The sequence below is a fragment of the Nodosilinea nodulosa PCC 7104 genome (genome assembly GCF_000309385.1).
In the GTDB taxonomy this organism is placed as follows: Bacteria; Cyanobacteriota; Cyanobacteriia; order Phormidesmidales; family Phormidesmidaceae; genus Nodosilinea; species Nodosilinea nodulosa.
Map to the genome: position 1 here is coordinate 4,411,423 of NZ_JH976537.1, position 22,675 is coordinate 4,434,097.

At 57.4% G+C, this 22,675-nt stretch carries 22 protein-coding genes and 1 tRNA gene; 13 read left to right on the top strand and 10 right to left on the bottom strand.

Annotated features, from left to right (window positions below; all coding sequences use genetic code 11):
• Window positions 1-31: 31 nt before the first annotated feature.
• Both psb34 and LEPTO7104_RS0120495 read right to left on the bottom strand, forming a co-directional pair.
• Complete coding sequence (gene psb34, locus LEPTO7104_RS40285) at window positions 32-202, bottom strand: photosystem II assembly protein Psb34 (RefSeq protein WP_017300462.1); 171 nt, start codon at window positions 200-202, stop codon at window positions 32-34.
• A 107-nt stretch (window positions 203-309) separates the two neighbouring features.
• Window positions 310-1,095 carry an MBL fold metallo-hydrolase gene (locus LEPTO7104_RS0120495; RefSeq protein WP_017300463.1) on the bottom strand — a complete coding sequence of 262 codons (786 nt, stop codon included), beginning with the start codon at window positions 1,093-1,095 and terminating at the stop codon, window positions 310-312.
• A 262-nt stretch (window positions 1,096-1,357) separates the two neighbouring features.
• Between LEPTO7104_RS0120495 and LEPTO7104_RS0120500 the strand changes: the two genes are divergently transcribed.
• The 3 genes from LEPTO7104_RS0120500 (at window position 1,358) to LEPTO7104_RS0120510 (ending at window position 3,779) form a co-directional block, all read left to right on the top strand.
• Entirely contained in the window at window positions 1,358-2,236 is an 879-nt protein-coding gene (locus LEPTO7104_RS0120500; RefSeq protein WP_017300464.1) for a M23 family metallopeptidase, read from the top strand.
• Between the two features lie 117 nt (window positions 2,237-2,353).
• The gene (gene aroC, locus LEPTO7104_RS0120505) at window positions 2,354-3,442 is read left to right on the top strand and encodes a chorismate synthase (protein ID WP_017300465.1); all 1,089 of its coding nucleotides are present in this window, start codon (window positions 2,354-2,356) and stop codon (window positions 3,440-3,442) included.
• A gap of 1 nt (window position 3,443) precedes the next feature.
• Complete coding sequence (locus LEPTO7104_RS0120510; protein WP_017300466.1) at window positions 3,444-3,779, top strand: cupin domain-containing protein; 336 nt, start codon at window positions 3,444-3,446, stop codon at window positions 3,777-3,779.
• A 248-nt stretch (window positions 3,780-4,027) separates the two neighbouring features.
• On the opposite strand, the gene LEPTO7104_RS0120515 is transcribed toward LEPTO7104_RS0120510, so the two are convergent.
• Both LEPTO7104_RS0120515 and LEPTO7104_RS0120520 read right to left on the bottom strand, forming a co-directional pair.
• Window positions 4,028-5,035, bottom strand: coding sequence for an ABC transporter ATP-binding protein (locus tag LEPTO7104_RS0120515; protein WP_017300467.1), 1,008 nt, complete (start codon window positions 5,033-5,035; stop codon window positions 4,028-4,030).
• Between the two features lie 199 nt (window positions 5,036-5,234).
• Complete coding sequence (locus LEPTO7104_RS0120520) at window positions 5,235-5,678, bottom strand: orange carotenoid protein N-terminal domain-containing protein (RefSeq protein WP_017300468.1); 444 nt, start codon at window positions 5,676-5,678, stop codon at window positions 5,235-5,237.
• Between the two features lie 489 nt (window positions 5,679-6,167).
• On the opposite strand from LEPTO7104_RS0120520, the gene LEPTO7104_RS0120525 reads away from it, so the two are divergent.
• From LEPTO7104_RS0120525 to lexA, 5 genes are all read left to right on the top strand, one after another.
• Window positions 6,168-6,563, top strand: a complete 396-nt coding sequence (locus LEPTO7104_RS0120525) for a bactofilin family protein (RefSeq protein WP_040697135.1) — start codon at window positions 6,168-6,170, stop codon at window positions 6,561-6,563.
• A 407-nt stretch (window positions 6,564-6,970) separates the two neighbouring features.
• A complete protein-coding gene (locus LEPTO7104_RS0120540) occupies window positions 6,971-7,426 on the top strand; it encodes a hypothetical protein (RefSeq protein ID WP_026072901.1) in 456 nt (151 codons plus the stop codon).
• 88 nt (window positions 7,427-7,514) lie between these two features.
• Complete coding sequence (cysE, locus tag LEPTO7104_RS0120545) at window positions 7,515-8,249, top strand: serine O-acetyltransferase (protein ID WP_017300473.1); 735 nt, start codon at window positions 7,515-7,517, stop codon at window positions 8,247-8,249.
• Window positions 8,250-8,908: 659 nt separating this feature from the next.
• Entirely contained in the window at window positions 8,909-10,054 is a 1,146-nt protein-coding gene (rpoD, locus tag LEPTO7104_RS0120555; RefSeq protein ID WP_017300475.1) for an RNA polymerase sigma factor RpoD, read from the top strand.
• A gap of 179 nt (window positions 10,055-10,233) precedes the next feature.
• Complete coding sequence (gene lexA, locus LEPTO7104_RS0120560) at window positions 10,234-10,848, top strand: transcriptional repressor LexA (protein WP_026072902.1); 615 nt, start codon at window positions 10,234-10,236, stop codon at window positions 10,846-10,848.
• A 220-nt stretch (window positions 10,849-11,068) separates the two neighbouring features.
• On the opposite strand, the gene LEPTO7104_RS0120565 is transcribed toward lexA, so the two are convergent.
• From LEPTO7104_RS0120565 to LEPTO7104_RS0120590, 6 genes are all read right to left on the bottom strand, one after another.
• The gene (locus LEPTO7104_RS0120565) at window positions 11,069-11,623 is read right to left on the bottom strand and encodes a hypothetical protein (protein WP_017300477.1); all 555 of its coding nucleotides are present in this window, start codon (window positions 11,621-11,623) and stop codon (window positions 11,069-11,071) included.
• A gap of 215 nt (window positions 11,624-11,838) precedes the next feature.
• Window positions 11,839-12,876, bottom strand: coding sequence for a UDP-3-O-(3-hydroxymyristoyl)glucosamine N-acyltransferase (gene lpxD / locus LEPTO7104_RS0120570; RefSeq protein ID WP_017300478.1), 1,038 nt, complete (start codon window positions 12,874-12,876; stop codon window positions 11,839-11,841).
• A gap of 37 nt (window positions 12,877-12,913) precedes the next feature.
• Complete coding sequence (rlmD, locus tag LEPTO7104_RS0120575) at window positions 12,914-14,281, bottom strand: 23S rRNA (uracil(1939)-C(5))-methyltransferase RlmD (RefSeq protein WP_017300479.1); 1,368 nt, start codon at window positions 14,279-14,281, stop codon at window positions 12,914-12,916.
• A 218-nt stretch (window positions 14,282-14,499) separates the two neighbouring features.
• Window positions 14,500-14,673: a hypothetical protein gene (locus LEPTO7104_RS40290; protein ID WP_017300480.1), complete on the bottom strand. Its 174-nt coding sequence runs from the start codon at window positions 14,671-14,673 to the stop codon at window positions 14,500-14,502.
• A gap of 213 nt (window positions 14,674-14,886) precedes the next feature.
• Window positions 14,887-17,352 carry an ATP-dependent Clp protease ATP-binding subunit gene (locus LEPTO7104_RS0120585; protein WP_017300481.1) on the bottom strand — a complete coding sequence of 822 codons (2,466 nt, stop codon included), beginning with the start codon at window positions 17,350-17,352 and terminating at the stop codon, window positions 14,887-14,889.
• Window positions 17,353-17,551: 199 nt separating this feature from the next.
• Window positions 17,552-18,277 carry a GNAT family N-acetyltransferase gene (locus LEPTO7104_RS0120590; protein ID WP_026072903.1) on the bottom strand — a complete coding sequence of 242 codons (726 nt, stop codon included), beginning with the start codon at window positions 18,275-18,277 and terminating at the stop codon, window positions 17,552-17,554.
• Window positions 18,278-18,522: 245 nt separating this feature from the next.
• Here LEPTO7104_RS0120590 and lysA point away from each other — a divergent pair, with 245 nt between their 5' ends.
• The 5 genes from lysA to LEPTO7104_RS0120615 all read left to right on the top strand — a co-directional run bounded on the left by lysA (window position 18,523) and on the right by LEPTO7104_RS0120615 (window position 22,561).
• Window positions 18,523-19,938: a diaminopimelate decarboxylase gene (gene lysA, locus LEPTO7104_RS0120595; RefSeq protein ID WP_026072904.1), complete on the top strand. Its 1,416-nt coding sequence runs from the start codon at window positions 18,523-18,525 to the stop codon at window positions 19,936-19,938.
• 96 nt (window positions 19,939-20,034) lie between these two features.
• Window positions 20,035-20,955 (top strand): diadenylate cyclase CdaA, encoded by a 921-nt coding sequence (gene cdaA, locus LEPTO7104_RS0120600; protein WP_017300484.1) that lies wholly within the window; start codon window positions 20,035-20,037, stop codon window positions 20,953-20,955.
• On the top strand, window positions 20,952-21,707 hold the full coding sequence (locus LEPTO7104_RS0120605) for an isoprenyl transferase (RefSeq protein ID WP_017300485.1): 756 nt from the start codon (window positions 20,952-20,954) through the stop codon (window positions 21,705-21,707). Before cdaA ends, LEPTO7104_RS0120605 begins: the two co-directional genes overlap by 4 nt.
• A gap of 130 nt (window positions 21,708-21,837) precedes the next feature.
• Window positions 21,838-22,371: a CDP-diacylglycerol--glycerol-3-phosphate 3-phosphatidyltransferase gene (gene pgsA, locus LEPTO7104_RS0120610; RefSeq protein WP_017300486.1), complete on the top strand. Its 534-nt coding sequence runs from the start codon at window positions 21,838-21,840 to the stop codon at window positions 22,369-22,371.
• 100 nt (window positions 22,372-22,471) lie between these two features.
• Window positions 22,472-22,561 (top strand) — tRNA-Ser (locus tag LEPTO7104_RS0120615).
• Window positions 22,562-22,675: the final 114 nt, after the last annotated feature.

Sequence of the window (22,675 nt, forward strand, 5' to 3'; positions counted from 1 at the left end):
GCTGACGTAACAGGTCAAGGGGCAAACCAGATTATGAAACCGATACCGCTACCACCATTAGCCCAGCGATCAGCGCCAGCGCCAGGCCGCCCAAAATAAAATAGGTGCGCTTTTGAGACGCAGTCGGCGGCTCAGCCTCATACATCTTGGGTTCACTGGCAAAATTATTCAGGCGACCGCCGTCTTCGGTGGTGTAAGGCATTGTTAGAGATCCTTCTTAAAAGTTGACTAACCTTAAAAGAAGGTTACCTGAAGACGGTATTAAGTGGGTAGCCCGCGATCCCCAATCAGGCAGATAGCCGGGGACCATCACGTCGCTGCCGCCGCCTCACGGGGGGATAAGTCGAGGGCAATGCGCTGCCCTACTTCGGGGCTGAGGACTTGAGTCGTCATGCCTTTCCGGGCGATCGCATCCTGTAGCATTTGGGGATTGCCCCTGGCCTTGAGCCAGTTAACCAGCACCCCGCTATAGGTCACTTCTCCCGCATCGGCGGTAGGCAGCACCACCTGGGGCTGAAGCCAGTCCACCAGTTCCAGCGCACCCTTTTGCCCGCGAATAATTGGCCCCACCAGCGGCAGTGTCAGATCTAGCACCGGGGTGATCACCACATCCACCGGCCCTTCTTGTTTGAGTTCTGGGCGGTGAAAGCCGTGGGGCTCATAAAACAGCGAGATGCCGGTTGTGCCGTCGCGCAGGATGTAGCCATTTTCGATCAGGGTGGGGCCAATCGGGGCACCCGGCACCGCCTTAATCGTCACCAGCCCGTTGAGAGTGAAGGTCTCGCCATGGTCTAGGCCGATGACCTGGCTATAGCCAAGGCCCTCGGCCACCTTAGCCGCGCTGGCTGAGCCCACCACCGGAATAGATCGATCTAGCGACTTTAGGGTAGGCGGATGGGCGTGATCCTCTAGTCCCTGGCTCAACAAGATCAGATCGATAGCCTCAGGCAGCGGCTGGGGTTGGGGGTGCTCACCCCTAAACAGCCAGGTCTGCTGTCCAAACACCAGCTCGCCCACTAGCCAGGGATCCACCAAAATACGCTGACCCCCGACGGTCAGCAGCCAAGAATTACTGTCGAGCCAGGTCACGTCCATGGGCAGGGGTTTTGTAGAGCGGTCTATACCAGTGTAACGGATTCTTTACAGTGGCAAAATCGGTGGTTCGGCCCAGCGATTTGGGTGGTATGTAGCCTGCGATATTCCCGCAGCGGATACCGCCCCGGAGCGACGGCCCAACTCTGGCCTCAGCCCTGTGCTGCAAACGGCCTTCGAAATTGTGCAAATGCGATGATCCCCGTATAATCCATGTTGGTCTGAGGGTCAGTTTTACGCCCGTTCCTCCATCATCTGTGCTGCCATGGCCCGTCTTCAAGTCAAGCCCTACACCGTGCTGATTACGGCAACCGGCAAGGCACCGATTACGCTGCGGCTGCGCCCGGTGACGCTGCTGGCTGGTGTTGGACTGCTGGTTGGGCTTCCCCTCGCCTGGATTGGCATGCTGCTGCACCAGAACGTACGGTTGGCCCAGCAAAACCAAGATTTATCCGAAACCGCCAGCGAGGTGCTCACCGAGCTAGACGCCATTGGTACTGAAATCGAGGTGCTTAAAAATCGGGCGGGGCTACCCGATGGACGGGTCGAGAGCACCCGCATTCCCGGCGATGAGCACAAGATTCCACCCCGGGGCGGGATCTCTGAGGCTGCCCCCGCTGAAATCATGTTTGAAGAGGCCCGTCGGCAGCTGCCGAGGGTGGAGAAGATGCTCTCGATCGCAGTTAAGCCTGCCCTGGAGGAAACCCTGGAGTCTGAGGCCGAGCAGGCGGCGGCCTTTCCCAGCGGCCAACCCCTGGCGGGAAAGCTCTCTGTCTCTTCGGAGTTTGGCCTACGCCCCAACCCTTTTGGCGCCCGCGGCTACGAAATGCACGAGGGACTCGATTTTTCTGGCCCGGTAGGCAAACCTATTCTGGCCACTGCTGAAGGGGTCGTGGTCCAGGCCGATTACAACGGCGGTTTCGGCAACCATGTGAGAATTGATCACGGCTACAACTACGAAACCCTCTACGCCCACATGTCGAAGCTAGCGGTCAAAATCGGCGATCGCGTCGAGCGAGGCGATGTGGTGGGCTATCTGGGCAACACCGGCCGTTCGTCTGGCCCGCATCTCCACTACGGCGTCTACCGCAACGGCCAGCCCGTGAACCCTCGCTATTATTTGAAGCTTGAGGAAACAAAATAAGCCCAATCCAAGTTCAGCCGTGGAGGTTTTTTGGCGGGGAAACCCCAGATCCTGAGCTGGACTTGGCATAGTAGGATCGGTAAACGTACCTGGGCCAGCACTGGCATTACCGAATCTATGGGCAACACCTTTGGGCACCTGTTCCGCATCACTACCTTTGGCGAATCCCACGGCGGTGGGGTGGGGGTGGTCATAGACGGCTGTCCACCTCGTCTGGCTATCTCCGCCGAAGAGATTCAGGCCGAGCTAGATCGCCGCCGCCCTGGCCAGAGCAAAATCACGACTCCCCGCAAGGAAAGCGATCGCTGCGAAATTCTCTCCGGGGTGTTTCAGGGCCAAACCCTGGGCACCCCGATCTCGATCCTGGTGCGCAACGAGAACACCCGCCCCCAGGACTACAGCGAGATGGTGACCACCTATCGGCCGTCCCATGCCGATGCCACCTACGACGCCAAGTACGGTCTGCGCAACTACCAGGGGGGCGGGCGATCCTCAGCCCGAGAGACCATTGGGCGGGTGGCGGCGGGGGCGATCGCCAAAAAGCTTCTCCAGCAGGTGGCGGGCACCGAGATCATTGGCTATGTCAAGCGCATTCAGGATCTGGAGGGCACCGTCGACCCCAACACCGTTACCCTAGAGCAGGTCGAGGGCAACATCGTCCGCTGCCCCGACGCCGAAGCCGCCCAGCGCATGATCGACCGCATTGAGGCCATCCGCGACCAGGGTGACTCCATCGGCGGCGTGGTGGAATGCGTGGCCCGAGGCGTTCGCGTCGGCCTGGGTTCCCCCGTTTTCGACAAACTGGAGGCCGACCTGGCCAAGGGGGTCATGTCGCTCCCCGCTAGCAAGGGGTTTGAAATTGGCTCCGGGTTTGCGGGCACCTTGCTCACCGGCAGCCAGCACAACGACGAGTTCTACACCGACGAAAGCGGCACCCTGCGCACCCGCACCAACCGCTCCGGCGGCACCCAGGGCGGCATTAGCAACGGAGAAAACGTGATCATCCGCGTGGCCTTCAAGCCCACCGCCACCATTCGCAAACCCCAAAACACCGTCACCAACACGGGCGAAGCCACCGTACTGGCCGCGCGGGGCCGCCACGATCCCTGCGTGCTGCCCCGCGCCGTGCCCATGGTCGAGGCCATGGTGGCCCTGGTGCTGTGCGACCACCTGCTGCGCCACCACGGCCAGTGCGAGCTGTTTTAGCATGAAGATCACGCACCTGGGCCAGGTTTCCGAAGAGGCTGTCTCCCACAACCCGGCGATTAAAAAGCGGGTGCTGCTGCGATCGCAGGATTTGCCCCACCTGACCAATTTTTCCCAGGCTCGCTTTGCCCCGGGGCAAGTTGCTAAAGGCCACAGCCACGGCGACATGGCCGAGGTCTTTTTTGTCGAATCCGGCCAGGGCACTATCACCGTAAACCACCAGGCCCATTCCCTCACCCCGGGGACCTGCATTGCCGTAGAACCCGGCGAGCATCACGAAGTCGCCAACACCGGCACCGAAGAGCTCGTCCTTACCTACTTTGGTCTTCGCGTCTAGGGTTCAGGTTTGTGGCCTGTACATCCCGAGCTGACGCCCGTCGAGCTTGGGTGGGCAATTCAGACTGAACTTTATTCCCATCCCTAGGTTTCAGCTCTTCACGTGCCACCCCACCTCCAGCAGGTCACATAGCTGTAGCCAGTCTGGTTAAGACATGATCTCCCAGGAACGTTCAAACGTTTGAACGTTCCTAGGGTTTCTGAATGCCCTAACCAACGTGACTATTGCTATACACCTCCCTATCTTCCTTACCTCCCAACCTTCCTCACCTCCCCACTCGCTTCCCCCGCCGCAAACACCCGCCCAATCACCTCCTCCACTGGCGGATCGCTGACAGTCAAATCCTGCACATCTAAATCTCCCAGCAGCTGGCTCACCGCTTGGGTGAGCGCTTCGCGGCGCACAATCAGCCGGGCGGTACAGCCCTCCAGCGATTCCAGCTCGCCATAGCGGCTGAGGATGGCGGCATCGCAAGAGGTAGACAGCTCGACAGTCACTTCCCGGTAAGGGGCAAAGCGATCGAGCAGTCCCTCCAGGCTGCCGTCGTAGATCAGCTGGCCCTGGTAGATCAGCAGTACGCGGCGGCACAGGGCAGTAATATCGGCCATGTAGTGGCTGGTCAGCAAAATAGTAGCCTGGTAGCGACGATTGTAGTCCTGCAAAAATTCCCGCACCGCCACCTGGGCGTTAACGTCTAACCCCAGGGTGGGCTCGTCGAGGAACAACACCTGGGGACGGTGCAGCAGGGCCGCCATCATTTCGGCCTTCATGCGTTCGCCCAGAGAAAGCTTGCGCACCGGCTGGTTGAGCTTGCCCTGGAGGGCAAGCATTTCGGTCAACTCGTCAATGCGGTAGTGAAATTCTTTATCGGAGAGGCCGTAGATGGCTGCATTGATGCGCAGTGAGTCAAGGGCCGGCAAATCCCACAGCAGCTGCTGTTTCTGCCCCATCACCAGCGTGATGTCCTGTAGAAATTCGGCCCGCCGCTGAAAGGGCACCTGGCCGCCGACCCGCACCGTGCCGCTGGAGGGGTGAATTAGCCCAGTCAACATCTTGAGCGTGGTGGTTTTACCCGCTCCGTTAGGCCCCAAAAACCCTACAATTTCCCCCGGTTCAATGCGAAACGATATGTCCCGCACCGCCTCTACCATCTGGTACTGGCGGCGCAGAAAATGGCGCAGAGTACCCTTTAACCCCGTAGCCTTTACGGCCACGGGGTAGCGCTTGCTGAGCTGGTTGACATCAATACTGGGCATGGCGGGGCGCGAATCGACGGCAGTAGACAGTCAGGCTAAAGGGCAGGCTAAGGGCCTGTAGCCTTCACTTTACCGTCAACAACCCGCGCCGAGGGCCTTCCCATGCTCGGCCTACATCTGCCTGGGGCGATCGCCCCCCAACCCAGCAAAACAATGCCGCCGCCGGCAGGAGAAAAATTATTCAGGGCCTGACCTGGGCCTACTGCACAACGCGGCGCAAAAAGTGGAGACGCTCGTTAAGCCCCATGCTGTCTAGACGGGCCAGCAGCGCCTGGGTCGCGGCGGGGCCGTTTTGGCAGGTGCTCAGGGACAGACGACTGGCGGGCATCAGGTGAAACAGTCGGTGCCAGAAGGCCAGCTTCATGTTGATGTTGAGATCCTGATAAACCTGGGTGAAGCGGGTATCGGCCCCAACCAGGATATCCCGCAGGATTGCCGCCTGGTCGGTGCGATCGACCTGCTGAATTTGGCTGAGCAGCTGCTGTACCGCCTGGGAGAAGAGGGCTACCGGCGCAATGGCCGCAAAGGCCTGACCCAGAGTGTCGTAGATTTGCCAGAGCACGGCAATCTTGCAGTCTACATCAACTGATTCAAAGGCCTCGACGGCTTGCTCAAAGTGAAGGCGAACGTCAATAGCAGTCATGGTGGTTTTCCTTGAGGAGTTTGTTATGGGTGAAATCAAAACGAGACGGTACCGAACGGGGTGAGCTGTCGAACTCGTCGCGGCGATCGCTGAGAGAAAACCTCCCGTCCTCGTTTGCTGGAGTTAAACAATGCTTTTAAGAGTCGAAACGAAAAAAACGAAGCGAGATAGGGATCAATTCAACTAGTTTTATCGTCTATTTATATTGATCCCTATCCTTTTTAGATAAGGAGCATTTCTTCCAAGTTTCTTCTGATTTAAATTCTAGCTAGGGCAACCAGTGGTGCCCACCCTCCCTCAGGATGAGAAAAATTCGACCAGTTAGCAGATCATTGGCCGAGCCGAAGCCATTGTCTTTTAAGATTTAGTTACATAGCTGGGCTGCCGGATTAGCAGCTGCGGTCTCTGTAGGGTCCATCTCACTCAGGCCATTGCTGGTTCAGGCCATTGCTTAGGGTGCTGTTCTCTGGAGTTATGAGGGCAATTCTGATGTTCAAACGTAAGTCGGCTCCGCTATTGACTTATCTAAGTCAAAAAACTGAGTTTGAGGGCGTCATCCACGCCGAAGGAATGCTGCGGGTAGACGGTGTTATCCACGGCACTGTAGATATCAAAGGCGATCTTGAGATCTCTTCCACTGGGTTAATCGAGGGGCCTGAGGTAAGAGCCCAAAATATTGTGGTGCAGGGAGTGCTTAAAGCCCGGGTCTTTGCCGAGGGGAAGCTCACCCTCAGCCGCACCGCTCGACTGGAAGGTGATGTGGTGGCTGGCGCTTTAGAAATAGAGCCTGGTGCCTACTACACGGGGTACATTGAAACCCGTGATGCCAAGTCACTGCCCCCAGCCCGAGAGGTCCCCGAACTCTACGGCACTACTGAGATTTAAGGATGTCTAGATCCCTGAAATCTACGAATCTATGTCTGACGCTTGAGGCTGTTGAACCAGACCTCAGGTCCAGGGCCGCTACTCACGCATCAGCCAGGTAGTTACGATTAGGGCTATCCCTCCCAGCAGCCAGGGCGAAGGTACCAACAGCTGCCCCAGGTGAGGCAAGCTGTTGACCAAGGTAGCCATGGACCAGGCCGCTATGACACAGATTGTCAACATCAAAAGTTCCATTTTTGGGGCATCCCTGGAGCCACTACTAGATACAAACTGCGCATTGGCCGGTTTTGCTGGAGACAGTTTAACCTTCTGTCTATTCTGGCTGGCGATCGCGCCCGTTACCCAGCACCATGGAGTTGAACCGTAGGAGACTGGGCATGGCCATCAAAAATCAACTGAGAGGGATCATGACCTTAACGGTAGGGCTAGTCATGGGCGGCATAGCGGCCCTGCCTGGCCTGGCCCAGCAGGCTAATTTTGAGTCGTTCACCCTGTCCGAAGCCGCGCCTACCGCTAACGTCAGCGGCTCCACAAACGCTATTTTTGCGCTGTCTAGCATAGCTGGGCGCGATCGCAACGGCAACATCTGCACCGGCTTTGCCGATACCAACCCCGATCACATCATGGTTTTGTCGCAAGACATCGCCTCCCTCACGCTCCGGGTCAACAGCAACGGCAATGACACTAGCCTACTGGTGCAGGGCCCCAACGACGACACCGTGCGCTGCGGCGAAGACATTGACCGCCGCAATCCCGATGCCCTGATTCAAGATCAGGGCTGGGCAGCGGGCACCTATCGTATTTGGGTAGGATCCCATAGCCAGGGACAACGCTATAGCTATTCCCTCAGCGTCAGCCCATAATTTTGTCCACAATTCCGGGTAAGCGAGGGGGTGTTGGTCGAGGGCAAGCCCACGCTAGGATGATAAGACTGCCATTAACCCCACTACCGTGCTCAAAACTCTGCTTGCCGACTTTCGCATCGTCTTCGAGCGTGATCCAGCGGCCCGCAGCTGGCTAGAGGTGCTGACCTGCTATCCGGGCTTTCATGCCCTGGTCATGCACCGATTTAGCCACTGGCTGTGGAACCTTGGCCTGCCAATCGTGCCCCGACTCATTTCTCATCTGGCTCGGTTTCTAACAGGCATTGAAATTCACCCTGGGGCCACCATTGGCCGGGCCGTTTTCATCGATCACGGTATGGGAGTCGTGATTGGGGAAACCGCCATTGTTGGCGACTACGCCCTCATTTATCAAGGCGTCACCCTCGGCGGTACTGGCAAGGAAATCGGCAAGCGCCACCCTACCCTGGGTGACAACGTTGTAGTGGGGGCCGGGGCAAAGGTCCTGGGCAATATCTACGTGGGTCACAATGTACGCATTGGGGCTGGTTCTGTCGTGCTGCGAGAGGTTCCCTCTGACTGCACGGTCGTCGGAGTGCCCGGGCGCGTCGTCTACCGCGCTGGAGAGAGAGTCGACCCCCTCGAACACGGTAGCCTACCCGATTCCGAGGCCCAGGTCATTCGCGCTCTGGTAGATCGCATTGAATCCTTAGAAAAAGAGGTGCAAGCCCTGGGACAGGCCCGTTCTAAACCAGTCTTAGTTGGAGCTATGCCATCCAGCGGAGTTCACTGCCGCCTACAAGATCGAGTGATTGAAGAATTTCTCGACGGCAGCGGTATCTAGCCAGGCATTAGCTGAACAAAGCCTTTGGCTTGCCCTAAAAACATAAATTCAGGGGGATTTCCGGATCCAAACTTCTGGGCAGATAAAACTCTTTAACTCAGTCACCGGGGAATCTACTGGGTTTTATCACTTGCCACCCAAAATATGTAAGGGTTTTGTCACAAAATGACTGGTCTTGTGTAGCTATCCTGACAACGACCAGAGATCAGCACAGGACCAAATTACTGTAGGTAGCCACGGCAAAATCCACTCCTCTTTCCTATCCATAGCCACGTCAAGACAGTCAAAAAAGTAGTTAGCTTGTTCTATATCTCTGACTTTCCAGCTTATTCCAATCCGGTTTTTCTGAGCTACTTTGCCCTGAAGTTAAGCCTTTCAGCCGATTAGGAGAGTCCTCTCAAAAGTTGGGGTGGTGCATCGCCTAATATTGCAGTTAAAATTGAGAGGCCTCAGCTCCGCTAATGTATTCCTCCTGGTAGAGGTAACGGCGAGCCAAGGCCATCAGCTCGAGATTGGTACTTTGGACACCTAAGCGCATACCATCCGATCTCCAAAAAATAGATCTGCACTTTTTCGGAACTGTGGGCATCTATCTTAGAGAGCTGTTAATCTGATCAAAGTCTTTGTCTTTCAACCTTAAGGAGCACGAGGATCGCGGCATGACCCAAGCAAATCATCTGCTCGGCACCATCGACCCTGATACTGAGCTCGATCTACTGATCGACGGTAACGATAACGATGGCGACGAGAATTTTGTTGCTCAAGATGACGAGGCCGGCGCCGACGACAAAGCGCCTAAGGGGAAAGTAACCCGCCGCCGTACTCAGACCAAGAAGCGCCACTATACCGAAGACTCGATCCGGCTTTACCTGCAAGAGATTGGTCGTATCCGTCTACTGCGAGCCGAAGAAGAAATTGAGCTGGCCCGAAAAATTGCCGATCTGCTCAAGTTAGAGCGCATCTACGATGAATTAGGGGATGCCCTTGAGCGAGATCCCTACGATGCTGAGTGGGCCGAGGCCGTTGGCAAGGACGAAGGCGAAACCTATAGCCTGGCTAGCTTCCGCCATCGCCTTCATATTGGCCGTCGCGCCAAGGACAAGATGGTGCAGTCCAATCTGCGTCTGGTGGTATCCATCGCCAAGAAGTATATGAACCGCGGTCTTTCCTTCCAGGATCTGATCCAAGAAGGAAGCCTAGGCTTGATTCGCGCCGCGGAAAAGTTCGACCACGAGAAGGGCTACAAGTTCTCTACCTATGCGACCTGGTGGATTCGACAGGCCATTACGCGGGCGATCGCCGATCAGTCGCGCACCATTCGACTGCCGGTGCACCTTTACGAAACTATTTCTCGCATCAAGAAAACCACCAAACTGCTCTCCCAGGAGCTAGGCCGCAAGCCTACCGAAGAAGAAATCGCTACTCGGATGGAAATGACCATCGAGAAGCTGCGGTTTATTGCCAAGTCGGCCCAGCTGCCCATCTCCCTTGAAACCCCTATTGGCAAAGAAGAAGATTCTCGGCTGGGGGACTTCATCGAGTCTGACGGCGAGACCCCCGAAGACCAGGTGTCAAAGAGCCTGTTGCGAGAAGATCTCGAAAGCGTGTTGGGTACCCTTAGCCCTCGTGAGCGCGATGTGCTGCGCCTGCGATACGGTCTCGACGATGGCCGTATGAAAACCCTTGAGGAAATCGGCCAGATTTTCAACGTTACTCGCGAACGCATTCGCCAAATTGAAGCCAAAGCCCTACGCAAACTGCGCCACCCCAACCGCAATAGTATTTTGAAGGAATACATCCGCTAGGGCTAAACCTCAGAAAGCTGTTGACGATAGAAAGGGCGACCATGAAGGTTGTCCTTTTTATTTTTTTCTCAAAGATAGAATTAGGCCGCTGCAATCAATATTGACGGCTGTGTGGACAGATTCCCTTTCAGTTGGTACACTTGTTCCATGAAATAACGTTGATGCTGTGGCTAAACCCTATGGAATCCCTAACAACTGCCCAACAGGAACTCTATGACTGGCTGATAGATTACATTAGAGCCAATCAGCATTCCCCATCTATTCGCCAGATGATGCGGGCTATGAATTTGCGCTCTCCCGCCCCCATTCAAAGCCGCCTAGAGCACCTTAAAAACAAGGGATACATCGAATGGAGCGAGGGTAAAGCCCGCACCATCCGTGTCCGGGATGATGTTAGGGGAGTGCCTATCTTAGGGACTATTGCCGCTGGTTTCGTCAACGAGGCTTTTACCGACAGCGTAGAGCGACTCGATCTCAACGGGCTGCCGATTCAGTCTGGTGACTATGCTTTGAAGGTTACCGGTGACAGCATGATCGAGGCCATGATTCAGGATGGGGACGTGGTCATTATGCGCCCCGTGAAAGATCCTCAGGGCATTCGGGAGGGCACTATCGTCGCGGCTCGGGTTGAAAGTGGCACCACCCTAAAGTCTTTTCATCGCCAGGGTAACCAGGTGCAGCTGAAACCCGCCAACCCCAACTATCCGGTCATGGAGTTCCCGGCAGATCTGGTGGATGTTCAAGGCCGCCTCGTGGCGGTATGGCGTGGCATTGACCCAGACTTTACTGTTTAAGCTCCCGTAGCTGGCGGTGTCCGTTTGGCAGCTTCCATAGTGCTTGCAAGCGCTGTTGTATTTAGCGACAGCGTTTTTTATGCTTTTTGACCTAGGGGCTGTCATCAATTAATTGCCAACGGCCTAAGAATCAGTGGTTACAGCCCCTAGCCTGTTTTTTTGGGGTCGGGCGTGGCAACGCCTATGGGATAGGGATTGTAGCGAGAATTGATGACACGCCCTAGGCGACAGGGCGTCCTACGCTGTCGGGCAATGATATGGCTGAGGTATCCTCTTGATTGGTTGGCTCTGGCGAGGGAGGGTTGATTAAGTCATAGAGACAGGTCTCTAAGGTGTCTCTCACCGACTCGTGGGTATATTCATCGTCCGGGTGGGGCGGCTGTCCTGGCTGCTGAAAATGGGGGCGGCTGTCGTAAATTTGTCCCCAGACGACGTCGGCCTGGCGCACAAGTTCGTAGAAGGTTTCGGGCGATCGCAAGATTGCCGTCAGCAGGTCTTTTACTGCTTTGGAGGGGTCGTCCAGATGGCGACTGAGGCGAGTTTCATCGTCGGAGAGCCAGCGGTCGAGTACCCGGTGAAGAGCACCGGGCCCATCGTGTAGCGACTCCTTCAACACCTGCTGGGCGGCGTGCTTGGCCTGCACCAGTCGGGGAATGGGAGATTCCCCTTTCATGAAATTGCCCGCTTCTTGGCCAATCGCGTCGGCCAGCGTGAATGGACGACTGAGGCGTAGCTCTTGCTGAATATTAGCTAACTCTTGGGGATCGGTAGCCATGGGGTAGATTTAATAGGGTAAAAATCTGGCCTGACAGGCTCTAGAGGCTCTGGCTCACTAGATTCTCTCCAGGCGCAGTGCAGCTTTTCTAGGGGCTGTCATCAATTAATCGCCAATGGTCTAAGAGTCAGCAGTTACAGCCCCTAGCCTGTTTTTTGGGTCGGGCGTGGCAATGCCTATGGGATAAGGATCGTAGCAAGAATTGATGACACGCCCTAGGACAAATGCTTTTGTAGCCGCTGAAGGGTCTTGTACATATCTGGCAGACGACGATAGACGGCTGAAGCTTTGAGGAATACCTTGTGGGGTAAGGCTGGTGTTCCAGCGACAATTTCGCCTGGGGCAACATCGCCGTGAATGCCAGTTTTAGCAGTGGCGATCGCCCCGTCGCCGATCTTTGCCTGGTTGGCAATACCCACCTGGCCCGCCAAAATTACCCTGTTTCCGACGATAACGCCGCCAGCCATACCGACCTGGGCCGCCATTGCCACCCCCTCTCCGACCTGACAGCCGTGGGCAATATGCACCAGGTTGTCGAGTTTGGTGCCGCGCCCAATGCGGGTATAGCCTACGGCTGGGCGATCGATGGTTGTGTTGCTGCCCACCCGGACCCCGTCTTCGATAATCACTATCCCGGACTGCTCCATTTTTTCCCAGCCCTGGGGGGTGGGCACAAAGCCAAAACCCTCGGCCCCAATTACGGCCCCGCTGTGAATGGTGCAATCAGAGCCAATCTGCGCCTGCTCGTGAATCACGCAGTTGGCGTGCAGTACGGTGCGATCGCCTATCCGAGCGCCGGGATAGATCACGACGTTGGGGTGAACGCAAACTTCATTCCCCAGATGCGCCCCGGCCTGAATCACTGCATTTGCGCCAATGGCCGCCTGTTCGCCGATTGAGGCCGTGGGATCAATGACGGCGGTGGGGTGAATGCCGGGCTCTGGTCGGTAGGGGGCGTAAAACAGAGCAATGGCGCGGGCAAAGGCGAGCCGGGGATCGGGGGCGCTGAGCCAGGCCAGGCCCCGCTCAGTGGCCTGGGCCTGCAAGGATGGATTTTGAGGCAAAATTAAGGCGCTGGCCTGGGTTTTGGCCACAAAAGCGGCGAACTTCTCCCCTTCGATATAGCTCAGCATGCCCATCGAAGCCTGGTCGACGGCAGCTACCCCAGCAATATCGGGGTCATGGGCGGGGTTTGCCGTCAGACTGGAGGCCGAGGTAACTTGAACTTTGTCGGCAATGGTGCTGAACTTCATAGGAGCTGGGAGAAACGCCTTAAAATCAATCTGGCTTTTACGCTACCAGAAATGCGACGCATTCGACGTGGGGAGTTTGGGGGAAGAAGTCGGCGGGCTGAGCTTTAGCCAGGGTGTAGCCACCCTCCTCCCGCAGAACTTTCAAGTCTCGGGCCAGGGTAGCGGGATCACAACTCATATAGACGATGCGGGGCGGGTGAAGCTCAATTAGAGCATCGAGCACGGTGCGATCGCAGCCCTTTCGGGGCGGATCGAGCACCACAATGTCCACTGCATCAGCGAGGCTAGCGGCAGCCAGGGGCAGTAGCTCACCCACATCCCCAGCGCGAAACTCCACATTGTCAATGCCATTGAGGCCAGCGTTGGCCAGGCCCTGGGCTACGGCTTCAGGCTGGACCTCCAGGCCCAGGCAGCGCTTAGCCTTTTGGGCTAGGGGCAGAGTCAGCGTGCCGACGCCACAATAGGCGTCGATCAGGGTTTCGCTGCCGCTAAGCTGTAGCTCGTCCACAATGATCTGTAGGATCTGCTCGGCCTGCTCGGTATTGACCTGAAAGAATGTGGTGGCGTGGATGTAAAACCGCAGCCCGGCGAAGATCTCCTCGATGTAGGGCACTCCATCGATAGCCAGAGTCTCAGCACCAAAGATGGCGTTGGTTTTATCGGGGTTGAGGTTGACGCATACCCCCACCAGCTCAGGGTAGCGATCGCGCCACTCCTGAGCTTGCAGCTCGATATCCTTTAGGTTAGGCGCCGTTGAGACTAAGGTCAGCAGCTGCTGGCCAGTGCGACGCCCGATTCGCAGGGCCAGGTGGCGCAGCCGCCCCTGGTGCTTGGTCTCGTTATAGATTGACCAGCCCCGGTCCTGAATGTCGCGCTTGACCTCAGCCAGCATTGGGTTCAGCCGCTCGTCCTGCACCGGGCACTGGTTGAGGTTGACCAGCTTGTGGCTGCCCTGGCGAAAGTAGCCCGCCTTGACCTGACCTTCGGGCGATCGCCCCAGGGGATAGGTGGCCTTGTTGCGATAGCCCAAAGGAGCGTCCGCCGCCAAGATTGGCAACACCGTAGGAGCCTCAAAGCCACCGATACGGGTGAGGGCATCGGTAACCTGCTGCTGTTTAGCCACCAGCTGAGCCGGGTATCTCACCGACTGCCACTGGCAGCCGCCGCACTTGTCAGCCACAATGCAGGCCGCTCGAACGCGATCGGGAGAGGGGGAGAGCAGCTGCCGCACTTTGGCCCTGCCAAAGGTAGGCTTAGCCTGTACCAGTCGCGCCCGCACGGTGTCACCGGGTACCGTATCAGGCACAAACACGACTCGCTCCTGCCATCGACCCAGGCCATCCCCACTGCTGCTCAGGTCAGTAATGGCCAAATCAATGGTCTCCCCCTGCTGCCACTGATCCATGACTGTGCTCCTGTAGCTGTGCTTTTATAGCGGCGGTTTGCATCTGTCCTGTATCAAACCCGCCTATCGACTTTAGCAGGGGAGCCGCGCAATGGGGGAAAGCCGGGGGTATTCCATGCCAGAAAACCTCCTCCTCAAGGGCATGACCTTAGCCCACCGGGCCTGTCTCGGCGAAACCCCAGAGGAGTATCTAGCTGGAACAAGCTTGGCTAGAAACCCTAATCTTCGGCGCTCAGGGCATCTATGGTTGCAGCGCTGAGCAGGGGTTTGAGCTGAACCTGAACGGTTTCGGGCTGATTGCCCCAGAGCATTCTACAAAAGGCACCTTTGCCCTGCTGGCTAGCCCGATTAAACACTACCGCCAGTTTCTCGCAGTTGGTGGCATCGCCCATGGTGAAACCTCTCAAATCGTGTTGCCAGCATAGCCGCTCTGGGCAACCCCCCGCATGACCTTCAGGGGTAAAAAGTAAAATGCTGTCCCCAACCAGGGAACAGCATTTTAGCAACAGATTATTGAGCGGTGGGTTGGGTAAACGAGATACAACCTAGCAAAGATTAGCTCCGCTGGGAGCTACTTGCGCAGGCCCAACCCATGGAAGCGTCAATTAGCTCTCCGCAGAGATTAGCTCACGCCGCTGCTCGGCCTGGATGGTGACCTTGCCGGTGTCGTCGACATCGACGGTGGCGGTGTCGCCATCGCTCAGGCGACCGGAGAGAATCTCCTCGGCCAGGGTGTCTTCCAGCAGGCGCATGATGGCTCGACGCAGTGGCCGTGCCCCATAGCTGGGATTGTAGCCCTCTTCCACCAAACGCTCCTTGAAGCGCTCGGTGACCTGGAGGTGAATATTCTTCTCGGTGAGTCGAGCGAATACCTCTTTGAGCAGGATGTCGGAGATCTCCTTGACCTCGTCCTTGGTGAGCTGGCGGAAGACGATGATTTCGTCGAGGCGGTTGAGGAACTCAGGCCGGAAGTACTGCTTGAGTTCTTCATTGACCAGAGAGCGGATGCGGTTGTACTGCGACTCGGCCTGGTCTTGCTCAAACTCGAAGCCGAGGCCGCCGCCACCCTTCTCAATCACCTTGGAGCCAATGTTGGAGGTCATGATCAGCAGGGTGTTCTTGAAGTCCACCGTGCGACCCTTGGCATCGGTTAAGCGACCGTCTTCTAAAATTTGCAGCAGCATGTTGAAGACATCGGGGTGGGCCTTCTCGATCTCGTCGAACAGCACCACGGTGTAGGGGCGACGGCGTACCGCTTCGGTCAGCTGTCCGCCCTCGTTGTAGCCCACGTAGCCCGGCGGCGAGCCGATCAGCTTGGAGACCGTGTGGCGCTCCATGAACTCGGACATATCCAGGCGAATCATGGAATCTTCGGAACCGAAGAAGTAGGCCGCCAGAGACTTGGCTAGCTCTGTTTTACCAACCCCGGTGGGGCCAGAGAAGACAAAGCTCGCAATGGGTCGGTTGGGGTTTTTGAGCCCTACTCGAGCGCGACGAATAGCACGAGAGATAGCCTTCACCGCCTCGTCTTGACCAATCAGGCGCTGGTGCAGGGTGTCTTCCATGTGCATCAGCTTCTCAGACTCGGACTCGGTGAGCTTGCTCACCGGCACCCCAGTCCAGGAGGCGACGATGTGGGCGATATCTTCTTCGCCCACCACGGGTTGGTCTTCACCGCCAGCGTCTTCGGTGGCTTTGTTTTGGGCGATCGCCCGAATCTCGGCCTTGATTTCCATCTCGCGATCGCGCAGTTCCCCGGCCTTGTCAAAGTCCTGGGAGCGCACGGCGTTGTCCTTGTCCTTGAGCACCTGGCGCAGCTCGCGATCGAGTTCCTTCGCCGCCGGAGGCAGCTGGGAGTTGATCAGACGAACGCGAGAACCTGCCTCGTCGATCAGGTCGATGGCCTTGTCGGGCAGGAAGCGATCGGCAATGTAGCGATCGGAGAGCTTGGCGGCGGCCTCCAGGGCTTCGTCGGCGATCTTCAGCTTGTGGTGCTGCTCGTAGCGATCGCGCAGGCCGTGGAGAATCTCAATCGTTTCATCCACACTGGGCTCGCCCACCATCACCGGCTGGAAGCGGCGCTCCAGGGCGGCATCGCGCTCGATGTGCTTGCGGTACTCATCTAGGGTGGTAGCCCCGATGCACTGCAATTCACCCCGAGCCAGGGCAGGCTTGAGAATGTTGGCGGCGTCGATCGCGCCCTCGGCGGCCCCCGCCCCGATCAGGGTGTGAACTTCGTCGATCACCAGGATGACGTTTCCGGCAGAGCGGATTTCATCCATGATTTTCTTCAGGCGCTCTTCAAACTCGCCCCGGTACTTAGTACCGGCCACCAGCAGGCCGATGTCGAGGGTGACCACGCGGCGGTCTTCGAGAATGTCGGGCACGTCGCCGTTGCCAATGCGCTGGGCCAAGCCCTCCGCGATCGCGGTTTTACCCACGCCGGGCTCGCCAATCAGCACCGGGTTGTTTTTGGTGCGCCGACCCAGGATCTGGATGACGCGCTCAATTTCTTTCTGGCGACCCACCACCGGATCGAGCTTGCCATCGGCGGCCATCTGGGTCAGGTTAGAGCCAAACTCGTCGAGGGTGGGAGTTTTGGTGCGGCCTTGACCACCCCCAGCAGAGACCTCGGCAGTTTCACCCAGCATGCGAATTACCTGAGTGCGCACCTTCGAGAGGTCAACCCCCAGATTTTCGAGAACGCGGGCCGCGACCCCCTCGCCTTCGCGGATCAGTCCCAGGAGCAGGTGCTCGGTGCCAATGTAGTTGTGGCCAAGCTGACGGGCCTCTTCCAGGGAGAGTTCAAGCACACGCTTGGCTCGGGGGGTAAAAGGAATTTCAACGGCGACAAAACCGGAGCCACGACCAATGATCTTTTCGACTTCAATGCGCGCGTCCTTGAGGTTGACGCCCATCGACTTCAAGACCTTGGCGGCTACGCCCGTGCCTTCCCCAATTAACCCCAGGAGAATTTGCTCGGTGCCCACAAAGTTGTGGCCTAACCGACGAGCTTCCTCCTGCGCCAGCATGATGACCTTGATTGCTTTTTCTGTGAAGCGTTCAAACATGATGGTATTAATTACCTGGTGCGTGCCGGATAGGCAAATTCTAGCACAGCAATTTTTGTCAGTTGTGCCCTACCAAACAGCCGGTTTACCGCGCTTAGTTAGGGCGCTCCTAAAACCGGAAAAATAGCTCGGGATCGCCCATTGTCAATAGGTTGAGATTGGGGAAAATGTAAATTTTCTCAACTTTAAAGGTTCGGTTTCAGGTTCGGTTCGCGGGCAATTTTTTATTCCCGATCTGCCACCCTTGACGCTCAAGACGGTCAGTAGCCGCACTGGATAGCTGTCGCAGTCGATCCCCAAATTCAGTGGTTTTGAGGGAATTTTGCCACAAAATCAGGGCATCTTCGCCATCGGCATAGTAGCGGCGGCGGCGGCCCAGGGTCTCAAACCCAAAGCTTTCGTAAAGGGTCAGGGCCCGGCTGTTGGAGGGACGGACCTCTAAGGTTGCGCGGGTGAGGGCGATCGCGTCTTTCCCTGCGGATCTCTCGGCGCGGGCATTCGCCAGCAAGTTGATCAGCAGCCACTTGCCCAGGCCTCGCCGCTGGTAGCGCGGATCGACCGCCAGCACGGTAATGTGAGCCTCGTCTAAAATCGCCCAGTAGCACCCCAACCCCAGTACGCTAGGGGCCTCAGACGCCTCGCCATCAGCGTAGTCAGCTGGTTCTCTAGGGTCAGGCGACTCTGGGTCCGAAGCATGCTGGAGATCGGCCATCGAAACCATCGATAGATTGCTCTCCTCTCCCCCGTTAGCATTGAGACCACTGGCGCTGGGGCTATCTACCAGCATCAGTAAGCAGCTGTTGGGGCTTTCTATCTCGCGCCTGTAGCCCTCCGCCGACCAAAGCCCCCCCAGCGATCGCCGATCGAGCGCCACCAGGGCTGCGATATCGTCAAGGCAAGGAACCTGGCAAAAAAGATAGCCCACGGCAAAAAAGCAAATTGGCTGAAAACCGGCACAGCCCTTAATTGTACACTGAGGGCTGGGGCGCAACGGGATGGCCTTTAAGGCAGCCTCTCTAAAAGCGCTGGACCACGAAAGCGTTAGACCACTGGGAGGCCATTACCTGCCACAAAGTTACCTGTCATAAAGTCGCGGCTGGTTCACTGATTCAAATTACACCTGACCCAAACCTCATCTGCCCCTCTTTCGTTTTTGTGAGCGCAATGTCTATGGTTTCGACTTCTCCTGTACCGGCATCCACGACCGATAGCCGCCAATATCTACCTCCCACCCGCCCCCCGGAAGAGCTATCCCCCAACCAGCAGCTGCTGCCCCTGACCGCCGTGGTCACCCCCGATGACCACCTGAGCATAGGCGGCTGCGACGTGGTGGAGCTGGTAGAGCGATTTGGCACGCCACTGTACATCTTGGACGATCGCACCCTGCGCACCGCTTGCCGTCAGTATCGCCAGGGATTCGAGCGTTACTACCCAGGCGAAGCCCTGGTGCTCTACGCCTCTAAAGCCTGGAGCTGCATGGCCGTGTGCGCCATTGTGTCAGATGAAGGATTGGGCATTGATGTGGTGTCAGCCGGCGAACTGGTAACCGCCACTGAGGCCGGAGCCCTTCCCGAGGCGATCTATTTTCACGGCAACAACAAATCTGGTGAAGAGCTGGCTCTGGCGGTGGAAGTCGGCTGCCGCATCGTGGTCGACAACTGGCTAGAGCTCAAGACGCTGGGTGAAATGGCGACCCAGCAAGGCAAAACGGTCCCTGTTCTGCTGCGGGTTACCCCCGGTATCGAGTGCCACACCCACGAATACATCCGCACTGGCCACCTGGACAGCAAGTTCGGCTTCGACCCCGACCAGATTGAGGCGGTATTTCAATTTTTGTCTGACCAGCCCCAGCTCCACTGCCTGGGGGTCCATGCCCACATTGGCTCACAAATTTTTGAACTCACCCCCCACACCGACCTGGGCGGCGTCATGGCCCAGTGGGTGGTCACGGCCCAGCGTTACGGGCTGACGCTAACCGAATTGGATGTGGGCGGCGGCTTAGGCATTCGCTACACCGAAGCGGACGACCCGCCGAGCATCGACACCTGGGTCAAGACCGTGTGCGAGAGCGTTGTGGCCGCCTGCAACGCCAGGGGTATTCCCCTGCCGCGCCTGCTGTGCGAACCGGGGCGATCGCTGATCGGCTCCGCCTGCATGACCGCCTACCGGGTGGGTAGCCAGAAAACGATCCCTGGGCTGCGCACCTATGCCTCCGTGGACGGCGGCATGTCTGATAACCCACGGCCGATTACCTATCAGTCAGTGTACCGGGCGCTGGTCGCCAACCGGATGACCGCCCCCTTTGCTGAAACTATTACCCTGGCCGGTAAGCACTGCGAGTCAGGAGATATTCTAATTAAGGACGCGGCTCTGCCCGAGTTGAAGAGCAGCGATGTCGTGACCATTGCCGGCACGGGTGCCTACAATTACAGCATGGCGTCAAACTACAACCGGGTGCCTCGGCCTGCGGCGGTGCTGGTGGCTGAGGGCAACGCCGCTCTTATTATTCGCCGGGAAACCGTGACCGATCTGCTTCGTCAGGACTGTCTACCCGAAACTCTGCGCCCCCAGGCCAAGTCTACTTAAGCCAGTAACCGTTGCTAGCCTTGGACAAGGTTTTGCCAGGGGGCTGATCGGGTCACCCTATCGCACAGCCGCTCAGGCACCATCCTCTAACGCTGCATGAACTACCTCTGGGAGCAATGGCTAACAAACCTTGACCAGGTTAGGTTTGTGCTTCAGGCGCTGGACATTGCGCTAGTACTGCTGCTCAGCTATGTAGTGCTGGTGATTATTGGCGAGCGTCGCACGCTGTGGATGGTGCGGGGGCTGATTTTTTTGATGCTGGCAGCGGCTCTGAGCAAGTTTTTGGGCCTGGCGCTGCTGGGCTTTGTGCTCGATAAGCTGGTGATCGGCTCAGCGGTGGCCATGGCGTTTATGCTCCAGGGAGAGTTTCGGCGGCTGCTGGAGCTGCTTGGCCAGGGGCGAGTGTGGGAGTTGCTCAGTCCCTCCCGCGAGGCCATGCCCCAGCCCGACAACGTGATCGACGAGATCGTCGATGCGGTGAAGGAACTCTCCCAAAACCGCACCGGGGCGCTGTTGATTTTGGAAACCGATAAGCCTATTGACGAGCGCGACTTTACGGTGCCTGGGGTGCGCATCAACGCGGAGGTGTCTAAGGAGCTGATCCAAACCATTTTTCAAACCAGCACCCTGCTCCACGATGGGGCCATGCTGGTGCGCGGCTCACGGATTGCGGCGGCGGGGGTGATTTTGCCCATTTCTGAGCGGGTGGCTTCGCGGCAGCTGGGCACTCGCCACCGGGCGGCAATGGGGATTACAGAGCGGGTGGAGCATTGTCTCTGTGTTGTGGTATCAGAAGAAACAGGCTCTATTTCTTTGGCGGAAGGCGGTATTCTAGATCGGCCTCTGACCAGCAGTCGTCTGCGCAGTATTCTGCGATCTAAATTTTCAAAATCGGTAGATCGCGAGGCGGTAGCTCCCCAGCTCAGAAGCCTTGGTCGACGGCTGGGCAGCCTTGGCATTACCTACCTGCTGCGCTTGTTTCGTCTGCCCTCATCGTCCCCCCGAGAGAAAAAATGACCACCAAGCCTGTCGTTCGCTACGCCCTGCCCGCCGACCTCAAGCCCGATCGCCTGCCGCAGCACGTAGCGGTCATTATGGACGGTAACGGGCGCTGGGCTAAGCGGCGGGGGCTGCCGCGCATTATGGGCCATCGCCGGGGAGTTGATACGCTCAAAACGCTGCTGCGCTGCTGCCGTGACTGGGGCATTGGGGCGTTGACGGCCTACGCCTTTTCGACCGAAAACTGGGGACGCCCCGTTGAGGAGGTCGACTTTTTGATGGCGCTGTTTGAGCGAGTGCTGCGCCAGGAACTGCTGGAAATGATGGAGGAAAACGTCCGCATTCGGTTTGTGGGCAATCTGGCGGCGCTGCCCCGATCATTACAGGGGGAGATTCACCAGGCGGTAACCCAAACCCAGGACAACCACGGCATTGAGTTTACGGTGGCAACCAACTACGGCGGGCGGCAGGAGATCGTGCAGGCCTGTCAATCCATAGCGATTCAGGTGCAGAAGGGCGAAATCGACCCCAGCGCCATTGACGAAGAGTTGTTTAGCCGCCACCTCTACACGGCTGAAATCAGCGATCCTGACCTGCTGATTCGCACCAGCGGCGAAATGAGGATCAGCAATTTTTTGCTTTGGCAGCTGGCCTACGCCGAAATTTACGTCACCGATACCCTGTGGCCCGACTTTGACACCTCGGAGTTTCACCAGGCTATCTATGCTTACCAGCAGCGCGATCGCCGGTTTGGCAAAGTCAAGGGATAGAGCGCTCAAGTTCTCTCCTTGGGGAAGAGGAACTTTAGGTCAAAAAGACCTTTGATGGAAAAGCGCTAGACGCTGCCCAATCCTCCCCAAATCTAAAATCCAAAATCCAAAATCCAAAATCCAAAATGTTATGAACATTCCCACCTGGATCACCGTCTCCCGGCTCCTTGGCGTTCCTCTGCTGCTGGTGCTGCTTCAGGCTCCTACCCCGGTCCAGCGCTGGTGGGCCGCCGGGATTTTTGTGGTGGCCGCAGGCACCGACTGGCTCGATGGCTACCTGGCGCGCAGGCTCGACCAGGTGACGGATCTGGGCAAATTTTTGGACCCCTTAGTCGATAAATTGCTGGTGTTAGCCCCCCTGCTGATGCTCATTGAGCTAGATCAGGTGCCCGCCTGGGGTGTTTTTTTGATTGTGGCGCGGGAGATCACGATCGCGGGCTGGCGGGTGAGTCCGGCCCTACAGGGAGGGGCTGTACCGGGGGCGAATCTGTGGGGTAAAGCCAAGACCGTGGTGCAGATCGCGGCGATCGCGCTTTTGATCGCGCCCCTGCCGCCTCTGTGGGAGGTACCGGCTCAGGTTCTATTTTGGCTGGCAGTGGTGCTCACCCTGGTCTCGGGGTTGGTCTACCTTTGGCCCCAGCTAAAGCCAAGCCCTGTGCCGTAGGTTTTTAAGACTTCACCGAAGCGTTGGGAAAAAGTCTTGCGGTTCGCTCAAGTCTCTGCCGAGTGTCTGCTAAACTAACAAAGAACTTCTTCTTGTTCTTGGAAGCGTGGCTGAGTGGTCGAAAGCGCCTCCCTGCTAAGGAGGTAGGGGAGTAAACCTTCCCTCGTGGGTTCAAATCCCACCGCTTCCGTATTTGAGCGTGTAAGTGCCGCTGCGATGAGTCCTTCATTTCAGCGGCATTTGCCGTAAAAATCGGCTAAAACTGGCCGATCTTTAAGATACTGGTGTACTTGAAGATCGCTTG

What these genes read in the sequence shown, in the direction of transcription:
- psb34 (WP_017300462.1), bottom strand. Translation starts at nt 202, where the DNA reads ATGCCTTACACCACCGAAGACGGCGGTCGCCTGAATAATTTTGCCAGT.
- LEPTO7104_RS0120495 (WP_017300463.1), bottom strand. Translation starts at nt 1,095, where the DNA reads ATGGACGTGACCTGGCTCGACAGTAATTCTTGGCTGCTGACCGTCGGG.
- LEPTO7104_RS0120500 (WP_017300464.1), top strand. Translation starts at nt 1,358, where the DNA reads ATGGCCCGTCTTCAAGTCAAGCCCTACACCGTGCTGATTACGGCAACC.
- aroC (WP_017300465.1), top strand. Translation starts at nt 2,354, where the DNA reads ATGGGCAACACCTTTGGGCACCTGTTCCGCATCACTACCTTTGGCGAA.
- LEPTO7104_RS0120510 (WP_017300466.1), top strand. Translation starts at nt 3,444, where the DNA reads ATGAAGATCACGCACCTGGGCCAGGTTTCCGAAGAGGCTGTCTCCCAC.
- LEPTO7104_RS0120515 (WP_017300467.1), bottom strand. Translation starts at nt 5,035, where the DNA reads ATGCCCAGTATTGATGTCAACCAGCTCAGCAAGCGCTACCCCGTGGCC.
- LEPTO7104_RS0120520 (WP_017300468.1), bottom strand. Translation starts at nt 5,678, where the DNA reads ATGACTGCTATTGACGTTCGCCTTCACTTTGAGCAAGCCGTCGAGGCC.
- LEPTO7104_RS0120525 (WP_040697135.1), top strand. Translation starts at nt 6,168, where the DNA reads ATGTTCAAACGTAAGTCGGCTCCGCTATTGACTTATCTAAGTCAAAAA.
- LEPTO7104_RS0120540 (WP_026072901.1), top strand. Translation starts at nt 6,971, where the DNA reads ATGACCTTAACGGTAGGGCTAGTCATGGGCGGCATAGCGGCCCTGCCT.
- rpoD (WP_017300475.1), top strand. Translation starts at nt 8,909, where the DNA reads ATGACCCAAGCAAATCATCTGCTCGGCACCATCGACCCTGATACTGAG.
- lexA (WP_026072902.1), top strand. Translation starts at nt 10,234, where the DNA reads ATGGAATCCCTAACAACTGCCCAACAGGAACTCTATGACTGGCTGATA.
- LEPTO7104_RS0120565 (WP_017300477.1), bottom strand. Translation starts at nt 11,623, where the DNA reads ATGGCTACCGATCCCCAAGAGTTAGCTAATATTCAGCAAGAGCTACGC.
- lpxD (WP_017300478.1), bottom strand. Translation starts at nt 12,876, where the DNA reads ATGAAGTTCAGCACCATTGCCGACAAAGTTCAAGTTACCTCGGCCTCC.
- rlmD (WP_017300479.1), bottom strand. Translation starts at nt 14,281, where the DNA reads ATGGATCAGTGGCAGCAGGGGGAGACCATTGATTTGGCCATTACTGAC.
- LEPTO7104_RS40290 (WP_017300480.1), bottom strand. Translation starts at nt 14,673, where the DNA reads ATGGGCGATGCCACCAACTGCGAGAAACTGGCGGTAGTGTTTAATCGG.
- LEPTO7104_RS0120585 (WP_017300481.1), bottom strand. Translation starts at nt 17,352, where the DNA reads ATGTTTGAACGCTTCACAGAAAAAGCAATCAAGGTCATCATGCTGGCG.
- lysA (WP_026072904.1), top strand. Translation starts at nt 18,523, where the DNA reads ATGGTTTCGACTTCTCCTGTACCGGCATCCACGACCGATAGCCGCCAA.
- cdaA (WP_017300484.1), top strand. Translation starts at nt 20,035, where the DNA reads ATGAACTACCTCTGGGAGCAATGGCTAACAAACCTTGACCAGGTTAGG.
- LEPTO7104_RS0120605 (WP_017300485.1), top strand. Translation starts at nt 20,952, where the DNA reads ATGACCACCAAGCCTGTCGTTCGCTACGCCCTGCCCGCCGACCTCAAG.
- pgsA (WP_017300486.1), top strand. Translation starts at nt 21,838, where the DNA reads ATGAACATTCCCACCTGGATCACCGTCTCCCGGCTCCTTGGCGTTCCT.